Here is a 304-nt window from a genome sequence, read left to right as displayed (position 1 = left end):
GGTGATGTTTGTTTTGGTAACTTACCAGTATTCTTCTGTATTTCAGTAGCTTTAGCATATACCAAAGATTCTGGTATTGCTGCACTTACTGCTGTTGTTGGATTCTTAGTTTTCAACGGAATTCAATCAGCTTTAATTCGTGATGTTAAAAAGGAAATTCATTTATTATGATATTATGGAAGCTGATCAGTTCCTGAAAAATTAATCACAAATAACTTAGGAATTAGATCATTAAACACCGGAGTTCTTGCTGGTATTTTTGTTGGAGCTATTGCTGCAAAAGTTTACAACAAATTCCATGCTA

General features: G+C 32.9%; 1 protein-coding gene. It reads left to right on the top strand.

All coding sequences use genetic code 11. From position 1 onward, the window contains the following. Positions 1–171 (top strand): PTS transporter subunit EIIC (locus ABOA88_RS24100; protein ID WP_440128006.1); only part of this gene is annotated, 171 nt, incomplete at its 5' end. Positions 172–304 lie beyond the last annotated feature (133 nt).

It is taken from the genome of Pseudomonas sp. PKS (genome assembly GCF_051913525.1).
GTDB lineage: Bacteria > Pseudomonadota > Gammaproteobacteria > Pseudomonadales > Pseudomonadaceae > Aquipseudomonas > Aquipseudomonas guariconensis_D.
The sequence above is the reverse complement of the archived record's forward strand: the minus strand, read 5'-3'. Positions and strand labels throughout refer to the sequence as shown.